The organism is Methanococcoides seepicolus (assembly GCF_023684405.1).
In the GTDB taxonomy this organism is placed as follows: Archaea; Halobacteriota; Methanosarcinia; order Methanosarcinales; family Methanosarcinaceae; genus Methanococcoides; species Methanococcoides seepicolus.
In genome coordinates this window covers 21753-41519 of record NZ_JAGSOI010000017.1, presented here as the reverse complement: position 1 = coordinate 41519, position 19767 = coordinate 21753, and the positions used below count along the sequence as shown (strand labels likewise).

16 protein-coding genes and 2 pseudogenes are annotated in these 19767 nt (G+C 43.1%); 13 read left to right on the top strand and 5 right to left on the bottom strand.

The genetic code is table 11. From position 1 onward, the window contains the following. The 5 genes and pseudogenes from KDK67_RS05990 to KDK67_RS05975 all read left to right on the top strand — a co-directional run. Window positions 1-145: pseudogene (locus KDK67_RS05990) on the top strand (IS1 family transposase); the annotation flags it as partial. Window positions 146-155: 10 nt separating this feature from the next. Further along, window positions 156-338 (top strand): annotated as a pseudogene (locus KDK67_RS14290) (hypothetical protein); the annotation flags it as partial. Between the two features lie 6 nt (window positions 339-344). Continuing rightward, window positions 345-1544 (top strand): nucleoside recognition domain-containing protein, encoded by a 1200-nt coding sequence (locus tag KDK67_RS14285; protein ID WP_338101236.1) that lies wholly within the window; start codon window positions 345-347, stop codon window positions 1542-1544. Further along, window positions 1541-1705, top strand: a complete 165-nt coding sequence (locus KDK67_RS05980; protein ID WP_250867928.1) for a hypothetical protein — start codon at window positions 1541-1543, stop codon at window positions 1703-1705. The genes KDK67_RS14285 and KDK67_RS05980 overlap by 4 nt, the downstream gene beginning before the upstream one ends. Continuing rightward, window positions 1702-2355 (top strand): metal-dependent transcriptional regulator, encoded by a 654-nt coding sequence (locus KDK67_RS05975; protein ID WP_250867927.1) that lies wholly within the window; start codon window positions 1702-1704, stop codon window positions 2353-2355. Before KDK67_RS05980 ends, KDK67_RS05975 begins: the two co-directional genes overlap by 4 nt. A gap of 13 nt (window positions 2356-2368) precedes the next feature. Here the strand turns inward: KDK67_RS05975 and KDK67_RS05970 are convergent, their stop codons facing one another. Next, on the bottom strand, window positions 2369-2686 hold the full coding sequence (locus KDK67_RS05970) for a cupin domain-containing protein (protein WP_250867926.1): 318 nt from the start codon (window positions 2684-2686) through the stop codon (window positions 2369-2371). Window positions 2687-2810: 124 nt separating this feature from the next. Between KDK67_RS05970 and KDK67_RS05965 the strand changes: the two genes are divergently transcribed. The 8 genes from KDK67_RS05965 to KDK67_RS05930 all read left to right on the top strand — a co-directional run bounded on the left by KDK67_RS05965 (window position 2811) and on the right by KDK67_RS05930 (window position 10280). Next, the gene (locus KDK67_RS05965; RefSeq protein ID WP_250867925.1) at window positions 2811-3017 is read left to right on the top strand and encodes a hypothetical protein; all 207 of its coding nucleotides are present in this window, start codon (window positions 2811-2813) and stop codon (window positions 3015-3017) included. Window positions 3018-3086: 69 nt separating this feature from the next. After that, a complete protein-coding gene (locus tag KDK67_RS05960; protein WP_250867924.1) occupies window positions 3087-4268 on the top strand; it encodes a nucleotidyl transferase family protein in 1182 nt (393 codons plus the stop codon). A gap of 129 nt (window positions 4269-4397) precedes the next feature. Next, window positions 4398-4859 (top strand): DUF5806 family protein, encoded by a 462-nt coding sequence (locus KDK67_RS05955; protein WP_250867923.1) that lies wholly within the window; start codon window positions 4398-4400, stop codon window positions 4857-4859. A gap of 295 nt (window positions 4860-5154) precedes the next feature. Further along, a complete protein-coding gene (locus KDK67_RS05950; protein WP_250867922.1) occupies window positions 5155-6420 on the top strand; it encodes an anhydromevalonate phosphate decarboxylase in 1266 nt (421 codons plus the stop codon). Between the two features lie 18 nt (window positions 6421-6438). Further along, window positions 6439-7626 carry a phosphomevalonate dehydratase large subunit gene (locus KDK67_RS05945; RefSeq protein WP_250867921.1) on the top strand — a complete coding sequence of 396 codons (1188 nt, stop codon included), beginning with the start codon at window positions 6439-6441 and terminating at the stop codon, window positions 7624-7626. Continuing rightward, window positions 7613-8026 carry a DUF126 domain-containing protein gene (locus tag KDK67_RS05940; RefSeq protein WP_250867920.1) on the top strand — a complete coding sequence of 138 codons (414 nt, stop codon included), beginning with the start codon at window positions 7613-7615 and terminating at the stop codon, window positions 8024-8026. The genes KDK67_RS05945 and KDK67_RS05940 overlap by 14 nt, the downstream gene beginning before the upstream one ends. A gap of 27 nt (window positions 8027-8053) precedes the next feature. Then, window positions 8054-9163 carry a site-2 protease family protein gene (locus tag KDK67_RS05935; RefSeq protein ID WP_250867919.1) on the top strand — a complete coding sequence of 370 codons (1110 nt, stop codon included), beginning with the start codon at window positions 8054-8056 and terminating at the stop codon, window positions 9161-9163. Between the two features lie 10 nt (window positions 9164-9173). Further along, a complete protein-coding gene (locus tag KDK67_RS05930; protein WP_250867918.1) occupies window positions 9174-10280 on the top strand; it encodes a TIGR04013 family B12-binding domain/radical SAM domain-containing protein in 1107 nt (368 codons plus the stop codon). A 2-nt stretch (window positions 10281-10282) separates the two neighbouring features. Here the strand turns inward: KDK67_RS05930 and KDK67_RS05925 are convergent, their stop codons facing one another. The 4 genes from KDK67_RS05925 to KDK67_RS05910 form a co-directional block, all read right to left on the bottom strand. Continuing rightward, complete coding sequence (locus KDK67_RS05925) at window positions 10283-10972, bottom strand: YkgJ family cysteine cluster protein (RefSeq protein ID WP_250867917.1); 690 nt, start codon at window positions 10970-10972, stop codon at window positions 10283-10285. Between the two features lie 176 nt (window positions 10973-11148). Continuing rightward, a complete protein-coding gene (locus tag KDK67_RS05920) occupies window positions 11149-16860 on the bottom strand; it encodes a DUF3320 domain-containing protein (RefSeq protein WP_250867916.1) in 5712 nt (1903 codons plus the stop codon). 257 nt (window positions 16861-17117) lie between these two features. Further along, entirely contained in the window at window positions 17118-18932 is a 1815-nt protein-coding gene (uvrC, locus tag KDK67_RS05915) for an excinuclease ABC subunit UvrC (RefSeq protein WP_250867915.1), read from the bottom strand. A gap of 47 nt (window positions 18933-18979) precedes the next feature. Beyond that, complete coding sequence (locus KDK67_RS05910; protein WP_250867914.1) at window positions 18980-19741, bottom strand: ribonuclease H-like domain-containing protein; 762 nt, start codon at window positions 19739-19741, stop codon at window positions 18980-18982. Between the last annotated feature and the right edge of the window lie 26 nt (window positions 19742-19767).

The following is a 19767-nucleotide window of genomic DNA, read 5'->3' as shown; positions in this document are numbered from 1 at the left end:
TGAAGGATATAACAGCATAATTAGGCACTTTCTGGCAAGATTGAGAAGAAAGTCAAAGTGTTATACTAAGAGTCTTGAAATGCTGAAGTACTCTGTTCTTCTTTTGATGAAGTACAGAAATAAAGAGTTAGCTATGTTTAGTTAACAATGCCTCGAAAAGAACGCTTGCTCAATTGCTGCTTCAGAACGATAAAGTCGCATTCGATACCATCTCTCAGAAAGGCGAAGATGTCGCTGCTATAAAGAAGATAATCGATGGAACTGAAAAAGAGTACAATAATCCTCTTAATTATGTCCTGACCATAGAAAGGCAGGCATTCGTCAATGATATTGTTGAGAATGTCATGACAACAGGAAAAAGGGACGTTACACTTACAGAAGACGTTGAAAAAAGTTCCCGAACATCACTAAGGGAGCGCATCGATGGTCTTCTCATTCACCCTGTCACCGGAATTCCAATACTGATTCTGGTGCTTTATTTCGGGATGTACAAGTTCGTAGGTGGGTTTGCGGCAGGAACGGTTGTGGATTATCTTGAAGGGACGCTGTTCGGAGAAATGATAAATCCCTGGGTCATCGAGAGTTTCAATGCTGCTGTGCCCTATCCGGCCATACAGGACCTTTTCGTAGGTGAATATGGGATACTCACACAGGCTGTAACGTATGCAATAGCACTTATCATGCCGCTTGTTGGTGCGTTCTTCATTGTGTTCTCCATTATCGAGGATACGGGTTATCTTCCACGTCTTGCAATGCTCATAGACCGTGCATTCAAGAAGATGGGCATGAGTGGAAGGGCTGTCATTCCAATGGTACTCGGTTTCGGCTGTTCCACCATGGCTACCATGGTGACACGTACTCTCGAGACTAAAAGGGAAAGGATCATCACAAGCATGTTGCTGTCACTGGCAATACCCTGTTCCGCACAGCTTGGTGTCATACTGGGTATACTGTCATTCAGTGGGAAGGCACTGTTCATATGGGCGATCGTGATCTGTCTGGAGCTGGTATTGGTGGGATATCTTTCATCAAAGGTCCTGCCGGGATCAAGTCCCAGTTTCTTTATGGAGATGCCACCCCTGAGACTTCCGAAGCTGTCAAATGTGCTCATAAAGACATATTCGAGGATGCAATGGTATTTCCTTGAGGTACTGCCACTATTCGTTGTGGCAAGTGTGCTTATATGGATAGGAAGGCTTACCGGACTGTTCGAGATGGCTGTTCAACTGTTCAGTTATCCATCGCAGTGGATAGGACTCCCTGCAGAAGCAGGGGTCATGTTCCTGTTCGGTTTCTTCAGAAGGGATTTCGGTGCTGCCGGACTGTTCGATATGTATAACGCAGGGCTGCTGAGTGACATTAACATCGTTGTTGCTGCTATCACATTGACATTGTTCATGCCATGTATAGCCCAGTTCATGGTAACTGTGAAAGAGAGAGGTGTCAAGATAGCTCTTGGAATGGCTGCATTCATCTTCCCAAGTGCTTTTGCAGTAGGGTTTGTTGTGAACTATGTTCTCACTACATTCGGGGTGGTTCTATGAAGTGCCCCCTTTGTAGCTGTGAGTTCGATGAGCCAGACAGGTCGAAATGTACAAGCTGTGGCAGGTTCAGCTCATGTAATCTGCAACGCTGCCCGAAATGCGGGTATGAGATTCCACCGGAGACGAAACTGGAAAAATTTGTCAGGGGGCTGTTCAAATGAAAATAAGTGAAGATGCAGAGGAAGTTCTGGAAAGGATGTGGATCTGCACAAATGAAAATAACGTGGATCATGTGAGTCTGGAATCTCTCGGGCTGCACGAAACATCTCCGCAGATGCAGGAGCTACTTAAGATCGGCAATATCACCATGTCCAATACAAACGCAAGCCTTACGGAGGAAGGTGCCGAAAATGGCAGATTGGTTGTCAGAAGGCATCGCCTTGCTGAGCGACTTCTGGTGGATGTGTTGAACACAAAGGACAAATATGTGCATAGTTCTGCATGTGAGTTCGAGCACATACTCCATAGGGGCATTGATGATAATGTGTGCATCCTGCTAGGGCACCCGCGTACCTGTTCTCATGGTAAATCTATACCTGAAGGGGAATGCTGCAAGAAAGCCAGAGATGAGTTGGAGCAGGTTGTCACTCCCCTTTCATTGTTAAAGAAAGGACAGAGGGGCAAGATCGCATATTTCAATATGAAGGAAGAGGAGAAGATGCAGAAGATGTTGGCAATGGGTGTACTGCCGGGCATTCCGGTGAATCTTGTCCAGTCGTATCCTTCGTATGTCTTCGACCTAATCCATACGAGATATGCAGTCGATAGGGAAATTGCGGACAGCATATTTGTAAGAATCGAAAGAGACTGATAACTAATTTAGCTCAATAATGTACCGCCAACCAGAGGGTTTCTGTCGTGTCACTGGTCCAAATGACTCTGTGTTTGCAGTGGGCAGGAATATTAATATGATCGCCAGGATTGAGGTGCACCACCTCCGAATCTTCAAACACCAACTTCGCTTCCCCCTGCAACACCATGACCCATTCACTGCGGTCTTGATCGTACCATTGTCCATCTGGGGTCACATGTTTCTTTGAAATAATACGCTCGATTAATACCCCCTGTTGATCCACCAAAGGCTCGAACACTTCATGGGTTAAATCGACTGGTATTTGGTTAAATATATTATGTTTTTCCATGGTACACCTCATGGGTTCGATCAATAAAAAGGACACCTTAAGGCACCCTTACATTGCCAAGATCATAGAAAATTGGCTATTTCATCAAGGGTCTTTTTATTGGTAGAGTGATCGGGGATGGTGGTTGCCTCATCAGGATATACCGCCACGATCAGCATGTAGGGACGGTCAACATCATTGTCTCAGCCACATGCTTGCTCAGAAAATTCATGGGCTTTGGGGTGTGGGCGAGTTACCAAGGCTTGAATTAAATGCCCATGGCGATACCCACCGATTCATGGATATAGTGGATGATCAGACCTTCTCCCCGATCATCAAAAACTTTATCTGATGTTCCATACAGACTTCTGTCCTATGAAAAGAGGATATGAACCAACCTTGTTCAAAGGAAGTGGCCATTTTGCGTGATATTATCATGCATATACACAAGCACCACTGTCAGCTCGTTCTTGCGCTAACAGGAGGCGGTGCCGGAGCCATTGACCAACTTTTGAGGTATGGGGGCGGTTCTGCTACGGTTCTTGAAGCTATTGTGCCCTATAGTTCTAAAGCGCTCGATGAACTTATTGGTAAAAAGCCTGAAAAATATGCTTCAACTGTGACCGTAAGGGCCATGGCCATGGCTGCATACCGCCGTGCGTTATCTCTTGCAGGCAATGACGACAGGGTGGCAGGCAAAGGCTTGATAGGTGTGGCTGCTTCCTGCAAACTTTCTGTGGGGGATGATGAACGCGAGGGGCGCGAACATAAGATCTTCGTTGCTATACAGTCCTTCGATAAGACCCTCGTGAGGACGCTCATACTCAGAAAAGAGCGGTCGAGGGAAGAAGAGGAGTATATTGCAACTTGCATGGTAGTCGATTCCATTGCAAAAGAATGCTCTTGGACCGGAAATCTGCTCCTTGAAGAACTTTTACATGGGGATGAGGTCGTTGAAGAAAGGGAAGCCACCGCTTCTAAAGAAGTAGCGAAGATGCTCGCCCTGCCTGATAATATCATGAACAGTTTGGACCTTGTGTCCGATGTTGTTCAATTCGATCTGGGCAGCGAAACTGTTACTGAAAAGCCGGAAGTTATATTCCCAGGTTCTTTCGATCCGTGCCATAATAATCATATTCAAATGGCTGAGCTGGCCTTTAATAAATTGGGGAAGAAGGTTCACTTTGAGGTCTCTCTCACAAACGTGGACAAGCCGCCAATAGACCTTATATCGCTTCAGGAAAGGCTGGATTCCCTCAGGAAGTACAAGGATGGGGTATTTTTTGGTGGTTTTCTACTAACTGTCGCTCCCTTATTCGTTCAGAAAGTTAATCTCTTCGAAAATGCCACTTTCATTATCGGGGCAGATACTGCGAACCGTCTGTTCAAAACCCGATACTATCGCAATGAAGAGGACATGAGGGATATGCTGGAACATTTCAGGATAACGAAAACTCATTTCCTTGTATTCCAGAGAAAAGGGGTTGACATCGAGCTTGAGCCTGAGATATTAGATCTTTGTGAGGTAATTCCTCTTGATGATTACCTTGATAATGGCACTTCTTCAACTTCGATTAGAAAAGAATTGTGTAAGGATGAATGATATTGTTAGTTAGTGAATTAATCAAGTTTGATATTCTGTTCTTTGTATGTGGGATACAATATATATGCACAGGAAAGTATTTATCTGGTTGCAATACATTTCTGAACATAGGTATTTCGAGGGAATATTTTGAACAAATATGAGAAATTCACTAAATTGGAGAACAAAAGTTACTCTGATGTCACACGTTTTCTGAAAAAGACCACTCATCTTACTGCACGGGAATGGGTGATCGCACGTTTGTGTGCTGATTTCAAGAATCTCTCGAACCGTTCCGAGATGACCTGGATAGGGGAGAACCTGCCTGAGCTTGTTCCTTTTGTCGATGAGCCATATACTAGGCAGGAAGTGTCCAATGCATATGCTGCTTTCAAGCACAAGATAGAGAGAAGCGGTACAACTTTCTTTTATGCATACTATGCCGGGCTCATTGGACAGGAGGAGATGATAAAGATAATACACAAGATCGTATCCGACCTGCAACTTCTGATCGAGACCGAGAGCGGTGAGATCTCCGATGACCATATGACAGATGTGCAAATGCTTGTGGCAGATACCCTTCACAGGATCAATGAGTCTCTGGACTATTGAGCGGTACGGGTACCATTGCAAATCGTTACCATTTGAGGTGACATACATTATCCTAAAACATTACTATTTATGTGATAAGGCTTTTCTAGCTATTGCTTCGAAAATGTTGTCGTACAAAAAGCCCATTACAACTCCTTTACATCTTGATTTCCCAAAAATTCTGATGTTTAATTGGGTCAACCTCCTTCCTTTGACAACATTTTCTTTTTTATGTTCCTATAGCATCTGCTGGCTAAGAAAAGTGAAAGGTACGACAATGTATTTATCATGAGACATTTTCTTATACATCGATACAATGAGCTTCAGAGATTTTATCGACCATTTACGAACCAGTGGCAGGTTAGTTGAGGTCACAGAGCCTGTTTCGAAAGTATTCGAAGCACCAAGACTTGCAAAGAAGAGCAATGCTCCCATACTGTTCCACGATATTGACGGACAAAAGGCCATCATGAACCTGTTGGGTTCAAGGGATGAGCTTGCCGATATGTTCGGTGTCCCCAAGGACGGTATTATACAGAGACTTTCCGATATAAGGCCGGATGGGGAAGTAAAGATAGTAAATACCTCTCCGACCATGGAGGTCATTGAGAACGATGTGGACCTTTCAAAACTTCCTCTGATGACACACTTTGAGAAAGACGGTGGTCCTTATATCACAGCCGGAGTTGTCGTTTCTGAATATGGCGGAATGATGAATGCATCCATCCACAGACTTATGGTCGTGGGCAAAAACAAGCTGGCAGCACGCCTTGTTCCTCCACGCCATTCTTTCGTACTCCACAAGAAGGCAGCTGAGAACAACGAGCCTTTACCGGTAGCCATCGTGCTGGGTGCTGATCCGGTAATAACCTTCGCTTCCACCACCCGTGTTCCGGCAGGTAAGGAGTTCGAGTACGCAGCAGCTTTAAGGGGTGCTCCTGTGGAACTGTTCGAGTGTGAGAACGGTGTGAAAGTGCCACATGCGGAGATAATTCTTGAAGGTTATGTTGATCCCACAGAAAGGGTGGATGAAGGACCTTTCGTTGATATCACAGGTACCTATGACCTTGTACGCAAGGAACCGGTGATCACAATTACAAAGATAATGCACAGGAAGGACCCTATCTATCACGGTATCCTTCCGGCAGGTGCAGAGCATCTTCTCATGATGGGCGTGCCTTACGAGCCAAAGATATACAATGCAGTGGCAGAGGTCACTACCGTAAAGAACGTAGTGTTAACGGAAGGCGGCTGCTGCTATCTCCATGCGGTGGTCCAGATAGAGAAACAGACCGAAGGTGATGCCAAGAACGCAATCATGGCGGCATTTGCAGCTCATACGAGCCTTAAGCACGTTGTTATCGTGGACGAGGATATCGATATCTTCAATATGATGGATGTGGAATTTGCCATTGCAACAAGGGTGAAAGCTGACCTCGATGTCATGATAATCCCGAACGTGCGTGGAAGTTCCCTTGACCCAAGAGGTTCTCCTGATGGGACCACCACCAAGATGGGCATAGATGCCACAAAGGTCCTTGCAGAAAAAGAGATATTCGAGCGCGCAAAGATGCCCGAATGATAACTATAGGAAATTATAATGTATCTGACAGCAGAAGAAGAAAATGTACTTGACGGCGAACAGGGGGAGACCCTGCGCAAAGCCATGGAGATCCTTGTTGCACTTGGAGATATCTATGGTGCGGATGGTCTGATCCCTGTCAAGAGCGCCCAGATAGCAGGCGTGTCCTACAAGACGATAGGAGATGCCGGACTTGAATGGATATCCGATCTCGAAGGTACGGTAAAGGTCCCTTCAATATTGAATCCCGCAGGCATGGATATGCTCCGGTGGAAAGAGATGGGCATAGAGCCGGAATTTGCGGAAAAACAGTTGGAGATAATAGCTGCTTACGAAAAGCTCGGGATAAGTTCAAAGTGCACTTGCACTCCCTACTATCTCGAAGGCTTCTCGGCGACCTGTGGGGACCATCTTGCATGGAGCGAGTCTTCAGCTGTCTCTTATGCGAATTCGGTGATAGGTGCACGCACCAATCGCGAAGGCGGTCCGTCTGCATTATCTGCTGCACTGGTCGGCAAAACCGCGAACTACGGTTACCATCTTGATGAAAATCGTGTTCCTACGGTCTCCGTGGTCGTGGACCATGAGCTCTCCGGCTCTGATTATGGTGCACTTGGTTATATCGCAGGTAAGGAAATTGGTAATCGCGTACCGATGTTCCATCTGGCCTCCACACCTACCTCAGATGAACTGAAAGGATTGGGTGCTGCAATGGCGGCATCCGGCGCAGTTGCATTGTATCACGTGGAGGGTGTCACGCCTGAGGCGAAGCAGGTCCGTTTCGATAAACCCGATGAGACCATCACTATCCAGAGAAGTCAGCTTGATGAGGTCTATGAGACCATCATTGGTAGTGAGGATGACCTGGAATGCGACATCGTAGCGGTCGGCTGTCCGCACTGTTCTCCTGAGGAATTGAACAAGATCGCCGATCTGCTGGAAGGCAAAAAGATAGAAAAGGAACTCTGGGTATGCACTTCAAGGGAAGTTGCCCAAAGATATCCTGATGTTGTGAAAAGGATAGAAGAGAGTGGCTCAAAGGTGTTGTGTGATACCTGTATGGTCGTCTCCCCTGCAACGGAAGGCCACAATTGCATGATGGTCAATTCAGGCAAAGCACTGGCTTACGTTCCGGGAATGTGCAAGGTCCCTGCGAAGATCGGAAGTCTGGAAACATGTATCAAAAGGGCAGGTGGTGACAATTAAGATCGAATGCAGGACCATTGCAAGGGGGGTTGCGGAAGGTGAGGTGCTTCTATCGGAGGATGCCCTCTCGTTCTTAGGTAACGTTGACCCGAAAACAGGAGTAGTTGTTGATCCCGGTCATGCTATTTATGGAGAATGTATCAAGGACAAAATACTTGTTTTCCCGCATGGCAAAGGCTCCACCGTGGGTTCTTACGTGATATACCAGTTGAAAAAGAACAACGTATCCCCTGCTGCAATGATAAACATCGATTCTGAACCGATAGTGGCAGTGGGAGCTATAATCTCTGATATCCCTCTCGTGGACAGGCTTGACAAGGACCCTTTCACCATTTTTAAGAATGGGGATCGTGTGAAGGTCGATAGTACCGGCGGTTTCGTTGAACTGATGGACAGGTAAATTCAGACGTGGGAAACAATAAAGTTAATGTCTTCAAGAACTAAAGCTCCAGAGGATGCAGAAATAGAGGCCATGATTATGGGCCTCTATGATGACATTCATCCATTTTTCAAGGCCTATGAAGTGGGTTATGCTGACAGCGCGATTCATTTTTACGGAGTTCCCCAAATCGACCCCAAGATGGTACATCAATATCTTTGGCCAAAGTTAACAGCCAAGGGCTATCAACTCTCCTTTACCAAGGAACTCGGGGAAGATGTATTGGTCGTTTCTCCGATACAAGAGGTCCCTGAACGTATATGGATCAATGTCCTGCTCGCTGTAGCAACGGTATTTACCACCATGTTCGCAGGTGCTACGATGTTCGGGGTGGATATTTTCAGCGAACCTTCTCAGTTCACCAAAGGGCTTCCCTTTACACTTGCGATAATGTTCGTTCTCGGCTCTCATGAAATGGGTCATTACATGGCTGCGAAGATGCACGGCATGCGAACATCATTGCCATATTTCATTCCTTTTCCCACGATCATTGGCACAATGGGTGCTGTTATTAAACACAGGGGTATCATACCTGACAGGAAAGCATTGTTCGATGTGGCTGTTGCAGGTCCACTTGTGGGTATTGTGGCATCTGTTATCGTGACTTTCATCGGTCTTTCATTACCGCCTGTGGAATACATAATCACACCCGGTAATATGGTGCTCGATATACAGGTCCCCCTTCTGTTCCAGGCTATTAATACGATATCCGGCAATACTGTCGATACCATGCATCCTGTGGCATTTGCAGGCTGGGTCGGTATGCTGGTGACCGTGTTGAACCTGCTACCTTCGGGTCAGCTCGATGGCGGTCATATCGTTCGTGCAATGCTCGGGGAACGTGCAAAGCATGTTTCTATGGCAATGCCCTTCATTTTGGGATGCCTCGGTCTTTATGTCATCTTCGTGCTTCAGCAAAATGGCGGTATCTGGATGTTCTGGTCCATCTTCCTTCTGCTCTTTGCACTGGCAGGTCATCCAAGGACCTTGAATGATGATATTAAGCTTGACAACAGGAGAATGGCATTGGGGATCGGAACTTTCATACTTGGTCTGCTGTGTTTTACTCTGGTGCCTTTTACACTGGTAATTACTTGAGGTTGAAAAAATGGATGTATGTTTCAGGTTGATGCAGAAGAACACTTACAGCCTTGCAGCCCTTCTCCCCCTTCTTCCCGAAGGCAAGCTCGTAAAAGAGATCCATGAGGGCATCATGATCTATAGCTTTGCCACCAAACAAAAAGAAAATGTGTTTGCAGAGGTCGATTCCCGCACATCCGATACTATCTGTATAGCAGGTGGTCCGCATCCTTCAGGCTCTGTTGGGGATACTCTTGAGCACTTCGATCTTGTCGTTATAGGGGAAGGTGAAGAGACCCTTCCTCATCTTGTAAATACGCTCCTTGAAGGCGGAGATGTTTCAAAGGTCAAGGGGATCGGATACAAATGCGATGGGAAGGTCGTGCTTACGGAAAAGCGTGACCATGTGGACCTTGATGATCATCCTTGTTTCGATCCAAAAGCTCTTCGCTCACCCATTGAGATAAGCAGGGGTTGTCCGTGGAATTGCAAATACTGTCAGACGCCCCGCATATTTGGGCATGAGATGCGACATCGAAGCATCGATTCCATTGTCAGTTTCGCTAAATATTACAACGACCTGCGCTTTACTTCCTCAAACGCATTTGCTTATGGCGGCAATGGTATTCAGCCAAGGTTCGACAAGGTAGAAGCTCTGCTTTCAAAGTTGAGTTCCATTGAAGGCAAGAATATCTTTTTTGGCACATTCCCTTCCGAGATACGTCCTGAATTTGTAACCCATGAAGGGCTGGACCTTATCGATAAGTACTGCAGTAACAGAACAATAAGTCTGGGTGCTCAATCCGGCAGTGACAGTATGTTGAAAGAAATGTTAAGGGGACACACGTCCGAAGATGTCAATATCGCTGTTGAACGGTGTTTTGAGCATGAGATCATACCGGTAGTGGACTTTATCTTCGGTTTTCCCAATGAGACCGAAGAAGACCAGCAAAGAACACTTGCCCAGATCAAATGGATCAGCAAAAAGGGTGGAAAAGTGCGAGCCCATTACCTTTCCCCTTTGCCTTCAACACCTTACGAGAACATCGTTCCCTCGCCTATCAGTGATCCTGTTAATCGGGTGCTGGGTAAAATGGCAAGAGATGGTAAGCTCAACGGTAACTGGAATGAGTGATCTCATTCTTCTTTTGAGATGCGGCAAAGCTCCAATCCGTTGTTGTGGAATACGTAAACTACTATCTCTTTTCCTTTTTCAAAGGCTCGCATCTGGCGGTCATAGACAGATTTGACATGCCTTGATCCATTCTCTTTGAAATGTTCCTTTACTTTTTTAAAGAAAGCTATCTGCTGCTCAAGGTATGCTTCTTCGTAGCTTTTAATATCAGATGCTATCACTTTCGCATCTTCATCCGTGATCTCACTATGGTAACATCCATGCTGGTCCAGACCGGATATCTGTCGCCAGTCAAGGTTGCCTTCTTCATCTGTCTCCCGGTGGAGCATGTACGGATAAAGGCTGCATATGGTAGGCCTCTTGTCATAGATGGTACACCTATTGTTCTCGAGAAGAACGCAACTTCCATCCTCTTTTGTTCTCAGTGAGTATCCGGAAACATAAAAATTCCCTTTCTGGTCACAGAACTCATAGTATGGTGCAGGGGTGATAAGGGACTCATCTATTTGTTTCATTGCTTCCACATCTTTTTCCAGCAGAAACACATGGTCGTTGAACTGTCTGGTGCAGCACATCCCGCACAAATCGCACTCGAACCCGACTTCCTTTATTATCTCAATAAGCTTGGCATCGGGATATTTTTTCAATGCTTTGAGCTCTTTTTCCGTTTCCCTTATCATTTCGTCTATCATTTTAAAGGTCATCACCTGCTTGTTACCATGAGTTTGTTCTTTGAACGCTGTGTTCCTTAATCTTAATTATGGTATTTTCCTTTATCAAAGTTTCAAGCAGGCGTGTTGATGCCGGAAGGTCCTGCACCTGCTATTCGTATCTTCTTATTGTTGTTCTGTAGGAATATTGATATTTTTTATCTTGACTCAACAATGTCTACCATACCACTCGATAAAACCCTCAATTCGTTCTTATCAATCATTTTACTAACAACACCCTTTATTCTCTCCGCAATCGTTCCGCTGGTGGATCGAATTCCGAACAAACGTGATGTTTGAACCACTAGTTCATCAGGGGATGTAGCGTGCTGACTTTTAATAACCAGTTTTGCAGCTTCAGCTATTTCCTCATTACAGATCATTTCTATCTTTGCAGCAACTTCCTTGCCTCGCCGACGAACCTTTACATCATTGATGTCCATCCAAAGGAAATCTCCACGTTTGACAAGTTTTCCATTCCTTTCTGAATAATTCACAGCTTCTATGATTGCATTTTTGATTTTCGGACCGGTTCTTTTTAAGCCATGGTTTTCACGAATACGTTTTATCATCTCATCTATATGAACAGGAGATTCAATTTTTAGGATCTGGATGATAGCTATTTCAAGCTCAGAATGTGACAGTTCATGTATTTGTGTCTGTGTATCGATGTCGATTTCAGAACATATTCTGTATTCGGGAACAAGGTCAAGAAGTGTTCCTTCATTCGAAATACAAGATTCATTAACCTCTTCCCGCTCAACACCTGAATCCAGTATTTTTACTGGGTTTTCCAATGGTTTATTCTTATTTATTGTGGGTTTGGGAGTATTTAGCTTAGTCTTCTCAATAAAATCCCTTAGCCTTATCTTGCAATCATTCTTATTTCGATACCAGTCTGTAGACCAGATACGATAAATTGTCCAGCCTAGGTTTTCAAGAACCTGTTGGCGTAGTCTGTCCCTATCTCTTGCAACTGGAGATGAGTGATATTTAGCACCATCACATTCAATTCCTAGAAGGTATCGTCCACGGGAGTTGGGATCAACAACTGCTAGATCCAGTCTATAGCCTGCACAACCAACCTGTTTTTGAGCATCATATCCACAATCTAGAAGGAAATCATAAACTGAATCTTCAAACGGTGAATCACTGTCTTTTCCTGTAGCTTCAATTGTTTGGAGATTCCTGTTTTCGGCAAAGTCTAAAAATGTTTTCAAAGCTTTCACTCCAAATGGTGAAGTTTGAATAGTTGCAAGATCCTTTGCCTGGAAATTGGAGAACACAACACATTTTTCACGTGCACGAGTTATCAGGACATTTAATCTTCTTTCTCCTCCTTCCCGATTGAGTGCGCCAAACTGAAGCCTAAAATTGTGGTCTCTATCAAAACCAAAACCAACGCTTATAAAAATAACGTCTCTCTCGTCACCCTGTATTGTTTCCAGATTCTTGACAAAGAAATGATCAGGACGTTTACTTTCGAAGAACTCAGTCATATCAGGCTGTTCCTTGAGCAGCATTTCGACTTCTTCCAGTATGATTTGCTTCTGGTTCATATTAAATGTACCAATTCCAAGACTTTTATCGGGATATTTTGTGAAGTGTTCCAGAGCAGCTTTTGCCACAGCTTTTGCCTCTTTCCGATTCCCTTCACTTTTCCCTCCACTTTTCCCTCGAACATAGACAGTATCAGGTAAATGAACAAACTTTAGTCCCAAGTGTTCCATATCAGCCATAGGTGAGGGGTAGATCACGAGATTCTGATCATAAAATTCCTGATTAGAAACCGCAATTAATGATTCATGCCTACTGCGATAATGCCAACGAAGATTCTTTGTCAGGAAACTACGCTTGCATAAGTGAAGTATGCTTTCGATATCCGATAATGTTGTATTCTCTTCATCGGAATCATCCATTGAATCAATTATCTTGTCAAAGAAACTTGTAGGTGGAAGTTGACGAGTATCTCCTATTATCACACACTGGTTTGCACGTAATAGTGCTCCTAAAGCATCTTCGGGTCGCACTTGGCTAGCCTCATCAAAAACAACCACATCAAAATTGATATTGAGGGGATCAAGAAACTGCGCTATTGATAGTGGACTCATCATGAAACAAGGTTTAATCTTTTGTATTAAGCCACCGGCATTTTTCATTAGCTTTCTAATGGGCATATGCTTGCGCTTTCGGTTGAATTCTCCTAATAGAATGCCAGCCTCTGATTTCGGAGATGCACCTCTGGGAATCGGTGGTTGTCTTTCATAAAGCAAATATGCAAGTCTCTGTCGGTTCTCGAAAATCAGTTCACGATCGAGTTCTGTGAAAGTTTTAATTTTTTTCTCATGAAGTTCACCCATAAAACTTGCCAAGGTTTGCCTTTCCATGAATGCGCATCGAAGAAGATCTTCTGCAAAATTACCTTCAAAGCATGGAATTATATCCTCAGATTCCATGAGATCCGAATCAATAAGATTTACAATTGGAGCTGCAAACGTTTCAAGACATTGCTCTCTACGAACAGTAAATTGTCCCCATTTCTGGAGCTTGGGGATTCCTTCTTTCCACAACTTAAGTTGAGAATCCGTGTCCTCAATACATACAATGTCAATATTAGTACCAAATACTAGTTTGTGATCTAAATTGAGCCGATTAAATAATTTATCGCGTTGTTCTGCAAAGATATCTACGGTTTTTGATACATCTTCTATCGCTTTTTCCAGTTCTTCTTTAGAAATACCAGAACTGATTTTGTCAAATATATGTTCATCAAATGCTTTGTTCAATAAATAGTGACGGAAGGAGATCATCCATTCTACAAAAGATTCAAGTTTTTGTGGATCACTATCTTCATCTTTCCAATGTGATCCAAAAATAGCTAGTCCAGTTTCATTTAACTCTCGAATTTCGTTTCGAGATTGAATGCATGCTGAAATCTCATTTAAGTCCGAAATAATCGCCTCTGCCTTTTCAGGAGATGTATTTCTGTAGAATTCGTTGGTGAGCTTCTTCCATCTTTGAAGTTCTAAAATACCATTTTTCCATAGTTCCAATTGGATGTTAATATCTTCGAAAGAAACATTCCCATTATTTGTGGGAAACAGTGATTTTGGAGACACACCTATGCGATTTGCTAAATTATTACGTTGCTCAATAAAGTGCTCTGTGGCTCTAGAAAGATCATCGATTGATTTATTCACATTTTCCTTGGAAATGCCTGAACTGACTTTATCAACCACTTGATCATCGAAGGCATCTTTCAACAACTGCTGACGGAATGATACGATCCATTTTGCAAAGGAATCAAGCATTTGTGGATCACTTTCTTCATCTTTCCAGTGTGAACCAAAAAGACCCTGACCACTTTCGTTCGAGTTTCGAATTTCTTTTCGAGATTGAATGCATGCCGATAACTCATTTAGATCCGCAATGATAGCTTCTGTTTTTTTAGGAGCAATGTCTTTGTAAAATGAAGATATTTCATTTTTCAGATAACGATATCTACTATTAAATGATCGGAATACGATGAATTTAGCAGATAGTTCTTTATATTCCTTTGCAATAGACTCAATATCCTGTTCAAATGCAGTCTCTCTAAATGTGGAATGTAAAGCAGAACTTTGTCCATGGAAATCTTCTACCTGTTTAATTAATATTTTTGCTTTATTGCTCTGTTCATTCCATTCTTGATTTAATAAAACCTCTTTATCGATAGGTTTTGAGGCTGCCACAACTTTTGCAGCAGAAATAGAAGGTTCTATCTCTTCTAAAGTAAGAGGCCTATGTATCGAACCGCTCTCGCATACCTTGTTGATCGTATTCTCAAAATCATTCAAAGACATTTTACATTTATCAATCAGTATTTCAATTTCAATTTCATCAGGTGGAAGTATTTTATGAGGGATACTTCCCTTCCATAGATGCTTAATACATGTGCTATCGAAAAATTGAATTATGAAATACTTATCAGATAATACCCTATACTTTGTGATAATAGAATCAATATCTTCTTCAAGTGCACCGTCCATAAATATGGAATATATTGCTGAACTTTGCTTCTGAAAATCCTTTATTTTTGTAATTAGAGGTGTTGTTGTGCTAGGCTCTTTGTCCCAATTTTGATTTAATAAAACTTCTTTGTCAATGGGTCCTGACAGTGCTACAACTTTTGCAGCAGAAATAGATGATTGAATTTCTTTTAAAGTATGGGGGAGATTTGTCGAACTAAGTTGACAAAGATCATCTACTGAAACGACAAGATTATCCAATGATATTTTACAGTCGTCAATTAGTTTTTCAATTTCAGATTCGTCAGATGGAAGCATCATTCCTGACTTACAGCCTTTCCATTTGTGATTATTGACTGGTTTTACAAGAGATAATATGTCGGAAATATTCGAAAGGGCTGATATTGCTTCTGTCCAATCCTTTTGGCTACATTTTTCAATATTGGTAAACTTAACATTTGGCATTTCTCGTCCAACATTTTCAAAATAGCGTAATGCATCCTCTTTCATACAAAATAAATTGAATGGGGACTGTCTGATATACCCGAAAGGTTCTCTCAATGCACTTGCATAATCGTTTAATTCTGCTTTAAGCGATTCTAATTTATCAAAGCGGCTGTCTAAAGACACCGATTTTGGAGGCGATAGGGAGACAGTGCGTTCGAGTTCTTTGAGAACTTCTTTTTTGTTTGATTTTCGGCTATGCAGTTCAAGACAAAAATCACCCAGACCCGACTGGTCAAGACGACTTTTTACCACTTCAAGAGCTGCCATTTTTTCACTAACAAAAAGTACTGATTTTTCTGCTGCAAGAAGCTCGGCAATGATGTTTGTGATGGTTTGAGATTTACCTGTCCCTGGTGGCCCTTCTACTACCACGTTCTTGCCATATTTGACATCCTCGATTACAGCAATTTGAGATGGATCGGCATCCATCACGTGATATACATTTTGAGCATTAATTTTTTTGTCAACATCATCTTCAGAAAATTCAGTTTCACAAATTTGAGTATCAGGATCAAATATACATTTTATCAAAGGATGCTTGGCTGGAGAATTATCCTCAGGCCATGCCATCTGATCAAGATCCTTATACATAACAAACTTGGTAAAGCTAAAGAAACTCAAGTTAATGTCGGATAGAACTTTCCAGTTGGGTTTTTTTGCGATAGCTTCTACAACATCTTGATAATATTGATCAAATCCTTCCTTCTCATCAGGCATTTCAAATTCGGGAAGTGAAATGCCGTCTTCAATCAGCTTTGCCTGCAGAGAAACATTTGTGAATATGTCTTCCCCTGTCCATGACAATTGAAAAGGACCACCTGCAACTGTGCGAACCAATTCAACAGGAACAAGAATTAATGGAGCTTGCCTTATTTTGGAAGTGGTGGTAGGGTCTTCCCACTCTAGAAATCCAAGAGCCAGATACAGGACAGTATATCCCTGCTCTTCAAGTACCGATTGGGATTGCTGACTAATATAGTACATTCTTTTTTGAAGATATTCACTTTTCAGTGTTGTTTGAAGAAAACGATCAGTGTGTTTACCTTCCAGTTCTACATTGGACTCTGGCATTTTCCAAAGTAAAGATGATTCGTCATCGTCAATATCTTCATTTGATATGTCTGACTTGTTTTCATCAGCAAATGTTTCATATTTCTGATCTTGATTTTTTGATTTGGGACGGAACTCCATTTTCTTTTCTTGAAGAACCAATCGATCATAGACCTCTCTTGGTATTTCATCCACCACTCTTATTTTTCTGTCTTTTGATGGATGGAAATTCAACAATGAGTTGCGCATTGTGAGATCCAATAAATTGTGTCTTGCTACTTCCAGCTCTTTATTAACAGTACTCATATCATTGCTCCGTCTAAAATAATCTGATGACACTATAATAATTGTTATATTTTGGCTATTAATGTGATAAATGTATATAATTCTGGCTCTGTAATAATCTTATTTTCGAATCTGAATAGTCGTCAATAATTTTAATAATAAAAATCACATGGTATGCATGTATGTATGATGTCTGTACATTGATGCATCGATATCTCTAAAAAAGCAGGCAATTTTTACGATACAATGTCGCATCTCGCAGCAATAAATGATCAAATTTACTGGTTTGCAACTCGCTCTTGTTTAAAATGAGCAACGATCCTTTCAGCAAGTCCTTTACTGATGCCATCAACTGCAGTAAGCTCCTCAACGGATGCATGTCGTATCTGCTCAATGGAACTAAAATGGTTCAAAAGAGCTTTTTTTCTTGAAGCTCCTATCCCCGGGATCGTGTCCAGCTCTGAGTGGGAGAGACGTGCAGTGCGTCTTCTTCTGTGAGATGATACGGCGAACCTGTGGCTCTCATCCCTTACACGCATGAGCATTTTGAGTGCTTCGGAGGTGTGGGGAAGTATCACTACCTCATCGGTATCATCCTTTGGAACAATGATATGCTCGAATCGTTTTGCAAGTCCCACAAGCGGGATGTCGAGTTGCAGTTCCTTTAAAGAACCCATGGCAGCACTGACCTGCCCGGGACCTCCGTCTATGAGGATGAGGTCTGGTAGTTTGTCTTTCTCGGCTTTTTGCCGCGTATACCTGCGTTTTACTACTTCTGCCATCATGGCAAAATCGTCGATTCCCTTTACCGTTTTTATGTTGAAATGCCTGTATTTGCTATTTGCAGGTATGCCGTTCTCAAAGACCACCATTGAACCAACAGCATCAGTGCCCGATATGTTGGAAATATCAAAACCTTCGATGTGTGCAGGCAATATGGACAATGAAAGGGCATCCCTGAGCTGTAACAGTGCTTGCAGTGCCTGTTCCTTATCGTTTTGCTTAAGGTGTGACTGCTCCATGGTCATTTGGGCATTTTGCTCGGCCATTTCCATTAATCTTTTCTTGTTACCTCTTTGAGGTACCTGTATCTGTACACTTCTCGCGGCTTTTTCAGAAAGCCATTTGATAACGAGTTCCTTTTCAGGTATCGGGTTTTGTACAAGAATTTCAGGTGGTACAGGGGCATCCTGATAATATTGTTTTATGAATTCCTCTGTGGCACGGGCTATATTGCCGGTGACATCTCCCCATGAAAGGGAAAGATCGGCTTTACCTACCATATTTCCGTCCCTGATGTAGAAGATCTGTACGAAAACGGTCTCATCGTCAGAGGCAGTTGCAATTATGTCGCTGTCATCATTTCCCGCAGTGGCCGTCTGTTGCTGGGAAAGGCTTTTCAGAGCATCTATATGGTCACGTATCGCAGCAGCACTTTCATATTCCTGTGCCAGAGCATGGGTGTTCATCTTTTCCTGAAGCTCTTTTATTATACCGGATGTCTCGCCTTTAAAGAACTTCACTGCTTCCATCACATTATTGCGATATTCTTCAGGCGATATCGAGCCATTGCATGGGGCATAACATCGATCGATATGATAGTTCAGGCATGGCCTTTTTCCTTTGCCGTCTATTCTACGGTTGCATCTTTTAATCCTGAATATCTGTGAGATCATCTCAAGGGTCTGTTTGACAGGTTTCACATTCGTATAAGGGCCAAAATAGAGGGCGCCGTCCATAAGCCTGCGGCGCGTTATGAATATTTTGGGAAATTTTGTATTGACAGTGACCTTCACGTAAGGATAACGCTTGTCATCCTTCAGGGCGATGTTGTAATGCGGCCTGTTCTTCTTCACCAGATTAGCTTCGAGTATCAGTGCAGCGACCTCAGATTCCGTGACAATGTAGTCGACATCCGCTATCTTCCTGACCATTGCTCTTGTTTTGGAGGAATGGTTCTTGCTGGATTGGAAGTACTGGCTGACCCTTTTTTTAAGGGACTTCGCCTTTCCTATGTAGATGATGTTGTCGGATACGTCCTTCATAAGATAGACGCCCGGCAGGTCAGGTATGTTGGATATGTCCGGTCTCATGATCGCTGTTCCCTCCGGTCACAGCAGAAAGTGCTGCTCCCTTTCTGTCATTTCCCGAGGGTCTTCTGGAATGTCCTCTCGATGAACTGAGGATACGTTTTTTCAATTATTGTTTTAAGGTTGACAATATCTTCCCTGTTATATTCCAGCAACAGTTCAAGGGATCCTTCATTACCGCGTTCATATCCGTGCCAGAGTCTCACAGCATCGAATCCGGTGATCCCTACGGTCTCATCGGTTCGGTTTATCTCCAGTTTCTTCTCAATTGCTTTGAGGCCGCCGGAAAGGCCGATGCGCCTTAGAGGATACATCAGATCGATGTGAAGCTGGTTGAACTCTATCTGTGGGAATTCCTTTTGTATAAAAGGCAGGTCAAAACGGGCACCGTTGAACGATACGAGCAGTTCATATTTCTGTAACTCTTCTACAACGTCTTCAAGGTCTATACCTTTGACGTACGTTTTTGCATCTTCTCCATCGTATATTCCTATCACTGTGATGTAGGAACTTGAAGGTGAAAGTCCGGTTGTCTCTATATCCACATAGGCTACCGAATCGGAGAAGTGTTCAAATGCCCTCCATTGTTCCGCACTTGGGAGGCAGTTGGCGAAATATTCGAAATCCTTTTGTTCCAGGTGTTCTTTCGATTCGGCTATGCCATTTGCTATCTTTTCTTTTCGGGTTGCTGGAATGGATATTTCATCCTGATGCTCAAGGTACTCGTCCCATGTGCAATATCCACTCTCCCATATTCGTTTTTCAATCGTTTTTCCAATTCCGGGGATGTGTGTGTAAGTACTTGTAAGCATTTTGTTTGCTCCACTGGACTTTCAGC

What these genes read in the sequence shown, in the direction of transcription:
- KDK67_RS05910 (WP_250867914.1), bottom strand. Translation starts at nt 19,741, where the DNA reads ATGCTTACAAGTACTTACACACACATCCCCGGAATTGGAAAAACGATT.
- KDK67_RS05980 (WP_250867928.1), top strand. Translation starts at nt 1,541, where the DNA reads ATGAAGTGCCCCCTTTGTAGCTGTGAGTTCGATGAGCCAGACAGGTCG.
- KDK67_RS05950 (WP_250867922.1), top strand. Translation starts at nt 5,155, where the DNA reads ATGAGCTTCAGAGATTTTATCGACCATTTACGAACCAGTGGCAGGTTA.
- KDK67_RS05930 (WP_250867918.1), top strand. Translation starts at nt 9,174, where the DNA reads ATGGATGTATGTTTCAGGTTGATGCAGAAGAACACTTACAGCCTTGCA.
- KDK67_RS05920 (WP_250867916.1), bottom strand. Translation starts at nt 16,860, where the DNA reads ATGAGTACTGTTAATAAAGAGCTGGAAGTAGCAAGACACAATTTATTG.
- KDK67_RS05935 (WP_250867919.1), top strand. Translation starts at nt 8,054, where the DNA reads ATGTCTTCAAGAACTAAAGCTCCAGAGGATGCAGAAATAGAGGCCATG.
- KDK67_RS14285 (WP_338101236.1), top strand. Translation starts at nt 345, where the DNA reads ATGACAACAGGAAAAAGGGACGTTACACTTACAGAAGACGTTGAAAAA.
- KDK67_RS05945 (WP_250867921.1), top strand. Translation starts at nt 6,439, where the DNA reads ATGTATCTGACAGCAGAAGAAGAAAATGTACTTGACGGCGAACAGGGG.
- uvrC (WP_250867915.1), bottom strand. Translation starts at nt 18,932, where the DNA reads ATGAGACCGGACATATCCAACATACCTGACCTGCCGGGCGTCTATCTT.
- KDK67_RS05975 (WP_250867927.1), top strand. Translation starts at nt 1,702, where the DNA reads ATGAAAATAAGTGAAGATGCAGAGGAAGTTCTGGAAAGGATGTGGATC.
- KDK67_RS05925 (WP_250867917.1), bottom strand. Translation starts at nt 10,972, where the DNA reads ATGATAGACGAAATGATAAGGGAAACGGAAAAAGAGCTCAAAGCATTG.
- KDK67_RS05970 (WP_250867926.1), bottom strand. Translation starts at nt 2,686, where the DNA reads ATGGAAAAACATAATATATTTAACCAAATACCAGTCGATTTAACCCAT.